The sequence below is a fragment of the Mesorhizobium sp. M7A.F.Ca.CA.001.04.2.1 genome (genome assembly GCF_003998485.1).
GTDB classification, from domain to species: Bacteria; Pseudomonadota; Alphaproteobacteria; order Rhizobiales; family Rhizobiaceae; genus Mesorhizobium; species Mesorhizobium ciceri.
This window is the reverse complement of sequence record NZ_RZQT01000035.1, coordinates 44,434-53,580: the sequence shown is the minus strand read 5'-3', so window position 1 is coordinate 53,580 and position 9,147 is coordinate 44,434. Positions and strand designations below refer to the sequence as shown.

The 9,147-nt window shown below is 62.3% G+C and carries 7 protein-coding genes and 1 pseudogene; 3 read left to right on the top strand and 5 right to left on the bottom strand.

Annotation, left to right across the window (positions count from 1 at the left end; translation table 11 throughout):
* Positions 1–124: 124 nt before the first annotated feature.
* From EN955_RS14055 to EN955_RS14040, 3 genes and pseudogenes are all read right to left on the bottom strand, one after another.
* Positions 125–1,042: an NADP-dependent oxidoreductase gene (locus EN955_RS14055; protein WP_013530136.1), complete on the bottom strand. Its 918-nt coding sequence runs from the start codon at positions 1,040–1,042 to the stop codon at positions 125–127.
* Positions 1,043–1,253: 211 nt separating this feature from the next.
* Positions 1,254–1,610: an SPW repeat protein gene (locus tag EN955_RS14050; RefSeq protein ID WP_024505480.1), complete on the bottom strand. Its 357-nt coding sequence runs from the start codon at positions 1,608–1,610 to the stop codon at positions 1,254–1,256.
* A gap of 576 nt (positions 1,611–2,186) precedes the next feature.
* Positions 2,187–3,163: pseudogene (locus EN955_RS14040) on the bottom strand (hypothetical protein).
* A gap of 584 nt (positions 3,164–3,747) precedes the next feature.
* Here EN955_RS14040 and EN955_RS14035 point away from each other — a divergent pair.
* Positions 3,748–4,461: a DNA helicase gene (locus tag EN955_RS14035; RefSeq protein ID WP_024505481.1), complete on the top strand. Its 714-nt coding sequence runs from the start codon at positions 3,748–3,750 to the stop codon at positions 4,459–4,461.
* Between the two features lie 20 nt (positions 4,462–4,481).
* On the opposite strand, the gene EN955_RS14030 is transcribed toward EN955_RS14035, so the two are convergent.
* Positions 4,482–5,429, bottom strand: a complete 948-nt coding sequence (locus EN955_RS14030; protein WP_013530140.1) for a hydrogen peroxide-inducible genes activator — start codon at positions 5,427–5,429, stop codon at positions 4,482–4,484.
* Positions 5,430–5,694: 265 nt separating this feature from the next.
* Here EN955_RS14030 and katG point away from each other — a divergent pair, with 265 nt between their 5' ends.
* Entirely contained in the window at positions 5,695–7,890 is a 2,196-nt protein-coding gene (gene katG / locus EN955_RS14025) for a catalase/peroxidase HPI (RefSeq protein ID WP_024505482.1), read from the top strand.
* A 182-nt stretch (positions 7,891–8,072) separates the two neighbouring features.
* Complete coding sequence (locus EN955_RS14020) at positions 8,073–8,630, top strand: GNAT family N-acetyltransferase (RefSeq protein WP_024505483.1); 558 nt, start codon at positions 8,073–8,075, stop codon at positions 8,628–8,630.
* An 8-nt stretch (positions 8,631–8,638) separates the two neighbouring features.
* Here the strand turns inward: EN955_RS14020 and EN955_RS14015 are convergent, their stop codons facing one another.
* A complete protein-coding gene (locus tag EN955_RS14015; RefSeq protein ID WP_013530143.1) occupies positions 8,639–9,055 on the bottom strand; it encodes a helix-turn-helix domain-containing protein in 417 nt (138 codons plus the stop codon).
* Positions 9,056–9,147 lie beyond the last annotated feature (92 nt).

Sequence of the window (9,147 nt, the reverse complement as noted above, 5' to 3'; positions counted from 1 at the left end):
GTTCGCGAAGATCATTGGAAAAAGGTCGCGTCATCAGATGCTGGCCTCCACTCCAGCCAGCATCTTGAATCACAAAACTCACAAATCGGGAATCCCCTACGATTCCATCAAGTCGTGAACCGCTCTAGGCGGAAACCTCAAGCACGATCTTGCCACGCACATGCTCATTTTCCAGCCGTTCTTCCGCTTTGGCGACCTCTCCAAGAGGGTAGGTGGCTTGCACGAAGGGGGTGACCTTGCCGGCCTCGATGAGGCGGCCGATCTCGGCAAGATGCGCCGCATTCGGCTCGGCCAGGTAGGAGACGCCACGCGCCCGACGCAAGTTTGCCTTTTCCTGCGACGGTTGGGAAAGCGTGGAAACGAGCGTCCCGCCAGGCTTGAGCACCTCCCAGGAGCGCTCCTGCGTGTCGCCCGCGACAAGATCGAACACCAGGTCGACCGCATCGACGACCTCTTCGAAACGCTGATTCTTGTAGTCGACCGTCTGATCGGCGCCAAGCTCACGCACGAAAACGACGTCCTCGGCGGAAACGGTTGTCGCGACGAACGCGCCCGCGGCCTTGGCCAGCTGGATCGCCAGATGACCGACGCCGCCGGCGCCGCCATGGATGAGAACCCGTTGTCCGGATTTGAGGCCGCCATGGTCGAAAAGGCCTTGCCATGCGGTGATGCCGGCAAGCGGCACCGCCGCGGCTTCGACATGGCTTAGACGATCCGGTTTGGCAGCCGCCTCCGTCGCCTTGACCACGACATATTCGGCATTGCCGCCCCGGTCATGACCAAGCATCGCAAACAACGGGTCGCCCTTCTTCAACGTATGCGCCCGCGTACCGCATATTTCCACCGTGCCGGATACGTCGCGCCCGAGCGTGACCGGCAGGGTCTCGCTCACCGACCCTTCGCGGGTCTTGTAGTCGATCGGATTGACGCTTGCGGCGCGGACCCTGAGCACAACCTCGTCGTCAAGCGGCTGAGGCGAGGGGACCTGATCGATCGAAAGGACCTCAGGTCCGCCAAAAGCGTGGATGCGGATTGCTTTCATGTCGGCATACCTCCTGTTGTCTGGCTTTCGGCGACGCTGTCTGCAGGGCTGTCGTCAGCGGCTGTGCAGCCGAGGTTGCGGCGGCAGGCACGCTGGCCTCCCGGGGGCCACCGTCAGATGATTTTCCACCATCATCGGCGACCCAGCGGGATGCCAATTTGTCGGCGGCCAATCCGTCACGATCAGGCCGCCGCAAGGACGCCCAGTCCTGCTAGGCCGTAGACTGCGTCGGCGGGTTCTGGTTCATCATCCACAGCTCGATCGCAGCCAGAACCGCGACCAGAACGCCGATTACAACATGCACGCCCATGGCTGTGGTTGCCTGGAATCCAAGCACCCAGGGAGACACAACTACCCAAAGACCCACAACGAGGTTCAGCCATTCCTCCCAGACAGCAAAGGCGAAGAGGGCGGCAACCGAAAGCACGACAATCACGATGCCGCTGCCCATGGCATTCTGGGACTGTGTCCCCGCCGCTAAGGCGAATATCCATGGAGAGAAGAAGAGAATTGCTCCGAGGACCAGATTTGCTACGTCACAGAGCTTGGCGTTTGACCATTGGTTCATGATTTTCTCCATCAAGCGTGCTCTCCACGCTTCCGAAGCTCAATCGGTGGCCTTGAAACCGTCGGTCACATGGCGGCAAGGCTACAACCAGACTTGCTGGCTTTCTAACTGGAGAGCAGGCCGTTGGTTCCAACCAATCGGCCTGGACACGGCACCGGGAACTGTCCTCGCCGGGAGCATTCAGCCACTCCCGATCCGTTCGCGACATACAACGCGGCGGGAAGGTGCGAGGCGCAGGCGATTACCCATGTCTCGATCATAGTCGTCACCCGGAGCGCCAGTCCTCGAAGAAGACGTTCAATGTAAGCGTGATGTGTTCGCGTTCTGGCAGCCTTCTGTGCCGCTTCCTTCCTGCCGCGGGTACCCTTGGTCCGGCGGCGGCCGTCCGCGCCATGGGCGCGCGTTGTCTCTGGGGACCAACGCGCCGAGGTTACAAATGAACCTATCCCAGCCTTTGGCTACCGACATCGACGACGCGCGGGGAGTCAGACGCTGCCAAACCTCGGAGATCGGGATCGATACCGGTTCACGACGGGTTGCTGATCAATGCGCATGGTTCGCATGCCGAAGCGGACGTCACGGCTGCGTGCAAATCGGCACTGGCTGCGGCGGCGGTGCCGGATGATCCTTCCTGTATTGGGCGATGATCGGCTCGAGGGTCTTTCGCGGCCAGAATTTCGGTGTGCCGATTTCCTTCAGGCAGGACGCGTTCCAATAGGCGCCCGGCTGTGAATGGTTGGCTGCGACCGCGGCGATGTCGCGCGATTCCGGGTAGATGTAGAGCGTCGTCGGATTGTCCTTGACCATCGGGATAATCTGCTGCGCATCCGCCGGCGACCAACTGGTGCAGCCATTGCTGCGACCGCCGGCATAATCCACCAGCTTGCCGAACGGTACGAAGCCGTCATGGTCGGCATGCGAGCTGTTCGGATTTTTGCGCAGGCACAGGCCGTGCAGCACCTGGGCTGCGTGGCCGCCGATCACCCGCTGCCTGGCGTTCGCGGCTTCGCCTTCGCCGTCGAACTGGATGAAGGTGCGCTGGAAAGCCACGTCCCGTTTCGCACCAGTGCGGTAATAACCCTTGAACGAGGTTTTCGCCTCGCGGGTCATATAGGCGCCGCCGGCCGTCAACGATGAATCCATCGCATTGCCGAAGTTCCTAGCGCACCGCTGCCATTCGAAAAATCGACGACGCCCTTCAGATTCCGCCCGCTGCCATGACCCGACGAAATCGCGCGGAAGGACTCGCTGGCCTCGCAGATGACGTAGTAGCGGCGGCCGAGCACGCCATTGCCCAGATCGCTGGGGCGTGTCGCATCCATGGCGAAGTAGCAGGGGTTCTTGACGGCCCCTTGGGCGACCTTCTTCCGATAAAGCGCGCGGGCTCGTTCGAGGACAATTTGTGAGATCTGGCCGTCGCTGTTGCCGACATGAGCCTGCAACCAGGCCGGAACGTCAGATGATGCGGCAAAGGATCGAGCGGACACCGTCACGGCGATGACGGCGACGAAAAAGCTGGCGACGACGCCCAGACAAACAGATCTCAACCGCACGGATCAATTCTCCTGTCGAAGCGAATGGCGATTTCTTGCGGTATTTGCCGCGAGAATCGATCATAGATGGCCTCGCATTATCAGGCGAAACACATCTTGTTTAGCGTACCCGCATGAAGATCCGCAAAGCAGGTCGACGCATGCAACGGCCCTACGCCGACATGCTGGCTCCAGGCTTGCGGCGGACGTCTTCGTATCCTTGAAGCAGGGCAACGAACTCGGGTTGGCGGGTTCCTTCGAGCTCGTCGGCGCGTTGGCTGACGGAGCATCAAACGAAAAACCCGCCTGTGCGGCGGGCCATTGGCGCAAATCAGCACCATGGACAAATATGTACCATAGCTGAGTGCAGGGAGTCAAGAAAAAATTCCTATCGCGAAAAGCCGCGAGTTCGGAACCTGATCTCTCGAGTTCCGCGATTTTCGATACGCAGGGATTGAGCTATCATCTGATTCTGGCGTGGCTCACGCCTCCTCCCTCCGCCGGGAAAGCATCATCCATGCAGGGCTCTCTCATCACCGAACCAACTGTTCGAGCGCTTGGCATAAGGAGGGGTTGCGAAAACGGCTCGCACCAGGAGGTTTGTCATGAAACTGTCCGCGCCCGTCTATCATCTGAAGCGTCAAGCCAGGCTTTTGTCCCGCGAGGCCAAAATTCCGCTCCACGAAGCGCTTGACCGTGTTGCAGTACGGGAAGGCTTCGCCAGTTGGAGCCTGCTTGCGGCCAAGGCAGCCGGGGCGGCGCGTGCCGGCACACTGTTTGCGCAACTTGCGCCCGGCGATCTGGTCCTGGTGGGTGCACGACCCGGCCACGGCAAGACGCTGATGAGTCTCGAACTGGCAATCGAAGCCATGAAGTCCGGCAGTCGGGGCGTGTTCTTCACGCTGGAGTATACGCAGCGGGATGTGCTCGACCGGTTTCGAGCCATCGGGGCAGACCCGGTGCAGTTCAACGACCGGTTCGTGTTCGACAATTCCGACGCCATCAGCGCCGACTACATCGTCAAGGCATTGGGCTCGGCGCCGCGCGGCACGCTGGTGGTGATCGACTACCTGCAACTGCTCGACCAGAAGCGGCAGAATCCGGAGCTGATGGCGCAGGTTCGCACGCTGAAGGCGTTTGCCGGCGACAGGGGATTGATCCTCGTCTTCATCTCGCAGATCGATCGGTCCTACGACCCGGCGCAGAAGCCGGTTCCCGATATCGGCGATGTGCGGTTGCCTAACCCTCTGGATCTGTCGCTGTTCAACAAGACCTGCTTCCTGAACAAGGGCGAGATCCGGTTCCGCGCGGCAGGCTGACGATCGGGTCAGCCAAGCCTTCATTGGGCGGCTGCTACCAGGTTCAGCTCAACCGATGCCGGATTGTGCTGCGCGCGCAACGTTTCGGCCGCCTGGCGAACCACTTCGGATATAAGCATCAGCTGTTTGGCGATCGGGCTTGTCTTGCGCCAGATCATGCCGATCGTCCGCGAAGGTTGGGGGTTGGCAAAGTGGGCGACAGACACCGCCGCCGAGCGCGTCTCCACCGGCACGGCCATTTCGGGAATCAAGGTGACGCCGACACCGGCGCCGACCATTTGCACCAGGGTCGACAGCGAGCTGCCGTCCAGCAACTCCCTAGGCCGCGCCGAATGCATGTTGCAGAACGACAGCGCCTGATCGCGAAAACAATGGCCTTCCTCCAGCAGAAGCAGCCGCATCTCGCGCAGCATTTCGCGGTTGGGGACCGGCTTTCCCTCGTCCTCGCCGGGCCGGACCAGCACGAAGTTCTCGGCAAACAGCACGATTTCCGTCAGCGAGGGTTCCGACACCGGCAAGGCGACGATGGCCGCGTCGAGCCGGCCGTCGGCCAGTTCCTGGATCAGCTTCTGCGTTTGCGTTTCGCGCACGTGGATATCGAGCCCGTCATGCATGCGGGCGAGGTTGCCGATGATGGCAGGCAGGAGGTAGGGTGCGATCGTCGGGATCACGCCGATGCGCAACCGTCCCACCAGCCGGTCGCGCGAGGCGCGGGCCAGATCCGTCAGCTCATCCACCGAGCGCAGGATGTCGCGGACGCGCAAGGCGAATTCCTCGCCGAAATTGGTCAGCCGGACCTGGCGTGGGCCTCTTTGGAAAAGCTCCGTGCCCAGCGTTTCCTCCAACTCCCGGATCTGCACCGAGATGGCGGGCTGCGAGATCGAGCAGGCATCGGCGGCGCGGCCGAAATGATTGTGCCGGGCCAGCGCCTCGAAATAACGCAGCTGCTTCAGCGTCAGGTTTGTCATAATGTCATCTTATCGCTGCAATCAGGAAATCCAACTTAAATTAATCAAGCGGCTTTGCTATAGGAGTCGTAACGAAGATGAGGAGCAGCCGGGACCGCCTGGTGAGGCGCATGCCCGCAGCAACAGGACATCCAACATATTCGGTCGCGTATCGGGCTCAGGTCATCGCGCCAGCCATGAAACGGACCGCCTACAGGGACATTTTTGTGTTCCTGTTCACGCAGCAGTTGAACAGCTCAACTCAGCCACGATCGGAGAGAAGAACATGGACGCACAGACCGATGATCCCAGTGCCGGCAAATGCCCCGTTGCGCACGGATCCTCCAGCAGGACGAACCGTGACTGGTGGCCGAACCAACTGGACCTTGGCGTTCTGCATCAGCAATCGAACCTTTCGGATCCGATGGGCGAAGAGTTCGACTATGCCGAGGAATTCAAGTCGCTCGATCTCGATGCGGTGATCAAGGACCTGCACCAGGTGATGACGGATTCGCAGGATTGGTGGCCGGCCGACTTCGGCCATTACGGGCCGCTGTTCATCCGCATGGCCTGGCACAGTGCCGGCACCTACCGCATCGGCGACGGCCGTGGCGGCGCCGGGGCCGGCCAGCAGCGTTTTGCTCCGCTCAACAGCTGGCCGGACAATGCCAATCTCGACAAGGCGCGCCGGCTGCTGTGGCCGGTCAAGCAGAAATATGGGCGCAAGATCTCCTGGGCCGACCTGCTGATCCTCACCGGCAACGTCGCGCTGGAATCGATGGGCTTCAAGACCTTCGGTTTCGCCGGCGGCCGCGCCGACGTCTGGGAACCCGAGCAGGACGTCGATTGGGGTTCGGAAACCAAGTGGCTCGACGACAAGCGCTACTCCGGCGACCGCGAACTCCAGGGCCATCTCGGCGCCGTCCAGATGGGTCTGATCTATGTCAATCCGGAAGGGCCGAACGGCAAGCCGGATCCGCTGGCCTCGGCACGCGATATTCGCGAGACGTTCGGCCGCATGGCCATGAACGACGAGGAGACCGTGGCGCTGATCGCCGGCGGCCACACCTTCGGCAAAACCCACGGCGCCGGCGATGCTTCGCTTGTGGGTGCGGAGCCGGAAGGCGCCGGCATCGAAGCGCAGGGCCTCGGCTGGTCGAGCAAGCATGCCACGGGCATCGCCGGCGATGCCATCACCTCGGGCCTCGAGGTGACCTGGACCACGACGCCGACCAAGTGGAGCAACAACTTCTTCGACAATCTGTTCAACTTCGAATGGGAGCTGACCACGAGCCCTGCGGGCGCCCATCAGTGGACGCCGAAGGGCGGCGCCGGTGCCGGCACCGTGCCGGATGCCCACGATCCGTCCAAGCGCCGCGCGCCTGCCATGCTGACGACCGATCTCGCGCTGCGGGTCGATCCGGCCTACGAGAAGATCTCGCGGCGCTTCCATGAGCATCCGGACCAGTTCGCCGACGCCTTTGCCCGCGCATGGTTCAAGCTGACCCATCGCGACATGGGTCCGGTCGTTCGCTATCTCGGCCCGCTCGTGCCCAAGGAAGAACTGATCTGGCAGGATCCGATCCCCGCGGTCGACCACGAACTGGTCGGCGAGCAGGACATTGCGTCGCTGAAGGCGAAGATCCTGGCATCGGGCCTGTCGGTTTCCGAATTGGTCTCGACGGCGTGGGCCTCGGCCTCGACGTTCCGCAATTCCGACAAGCGCGGTGGTGCCAATGGTGCACGCATCCGGCTGGCGCCGCAGAAGGATTGGGAGGTCAACCAGCCGGCGGAACTGTCGAAGGTGCTGGCCAGGCTGGAAGCCATCCAGAAGGAGTTCAACGCGGCACAGACCGGCGGGAAAAAGATCTCGCTGGCCGACCTCATCGTTCTCGGCGGTGTCGCCGCTGTCGAGAAGGCGGCGAAGGATGGCGGCCACGAGGCCAAGGTGCCGTTCACGCCGGGTCGCATGGATGCTTCACAGGAACAGACGGATGTCCATTCCTTTGCCGCGCTCGAGCCGAAAGTCGATGGCTTCCGCAACTATGTCAGGGGCAAGCAGCCGATGTCGGTCGAAGCCATGCTGGTCGACCGGGCGCAATTGCTGTCGCTGACCGCACCCGAAATGACGGTGCTGGTCGGCGGTCTTCGTGTGCTCGGCGTCAACACGGCCAACTCGAAGCACGGCGTGTTCACCGACCGGCCGGGTACGTTGACCAACGACTTCTTCGTCAACCTGCTCAGCATGAACACGGTCTGGGATCCGGCCGCCGGCTCCGACGAAGTCTACGAGGCGCGTGACCGCAAGACCAAGGCGGTCAAGTGGACCGGCACCCGTGCCGACCTGATCTTCGGCTCGCACGCCCAATTGCGCGCGCTTGCCGAGGTCTACGGGTCGGCGGACGCCAAGGCGAAATTCACCAGGGATTTCGTTGCGGCATGGACCAAGGTGATGAACGCCGACCGCTTCGACATCGCCTGAGATCGCTAAAGGTGCTCCGGCGCGGCCGCGCCGGATCGCCGGTCCTCCCAAGGACACAACGCCAGGGCCGCGTTTCCAGTGATGGGAGCGCGGCCTTTGTCGTATGGGGCCGCGCTTTGGTGGACCGTGCCTCCCTGGTCAAGCATGCTATTTTGTGGGCATCGCGTCTGCACCGGTGCACCATGATCGAAATCGTCAAACCCGCGCTCGAACATCTGCCGTCCTACAAGGCGGCACTCGAACGCGGCTGGTCGCCGGACAATGTGCGATTGCTGGAAGCGACGCGCGAGCAGCTTGCGGCAATCGAAAGGGATCCCGTGGCTTTTCTCGCCGACCTCGATGATCCCCAGGCCAGGGGCGGTCCGATCACCTTGCCCGACGGCAAAAAGGTGCCGCGCCTGCCAGGCTTCCGCCGCTGGATCTGGGACGGCGAGGCGTCGGGCTCGATCGGCTTTCGCTGGCAGAAGGGCACGTCGGACCTGCCGCCGCATGTGCTCGGCCATATCGGCTATGCGGTGGTGCCGTGGAAGCGGCGGCGCGGCTACGCTACACAGGCGCTGCGCCTGATGCTGGAGGAGGCGAGGGCGGTCGGCCTGGCTCACGTCGAGATCACCGCCAAACCGGGCAATCCGGCCTCGCACAAGGTGATCCTGGCCAATGGCGGCAAGCTCGTCGAACGCTTTTTCGAGGACGCCGCCTATGGCGGAGCAGAAAGCTTGCGGTTCCGGATCGAGCTGTAGGATGTATCTCAACCATGCTCATCGGCGCACAGCGCATGATCCGACAGCGCGCGGATGACGTAGCAGTCGCCGACCGTCTGGCCATTGCAGCACGTGGCGATGCGTTCGAGCTCGGCCTCGAGCCGCTTCAACTGGGCAATCTTTTCCCGCACCGAGATCAGTTGCTCCTCGGCGATCTTGTCGGCGTGGCCGCAGGGTTGCTCGGGGTGGCCGCTCAAATCGATCAGAGAGCGGATGTCCTCGACGGCGAAACCGAGATCGCGGGCGTGGCGGATGAAGGCCAACCGCTCCAGCTCCTGCCTGGAATAGCGGCGCTGGTTGCCTTCCGAGCGCTCGGGTGCGGCAACAAGGCCCATCTGCTCGTAGTAGCGGATGGTCGGCACCTTGACCCCGGTGCGGCGCGAGAGATCACCGATCGAAAACATGAATTGCCTCTTGAAGCTCTAGTGACTAGAGCAATTACAGTGCCTGACATCAGCGTTCAAGACCCATGCGGCGACGCCGCGCGGGCAAGACA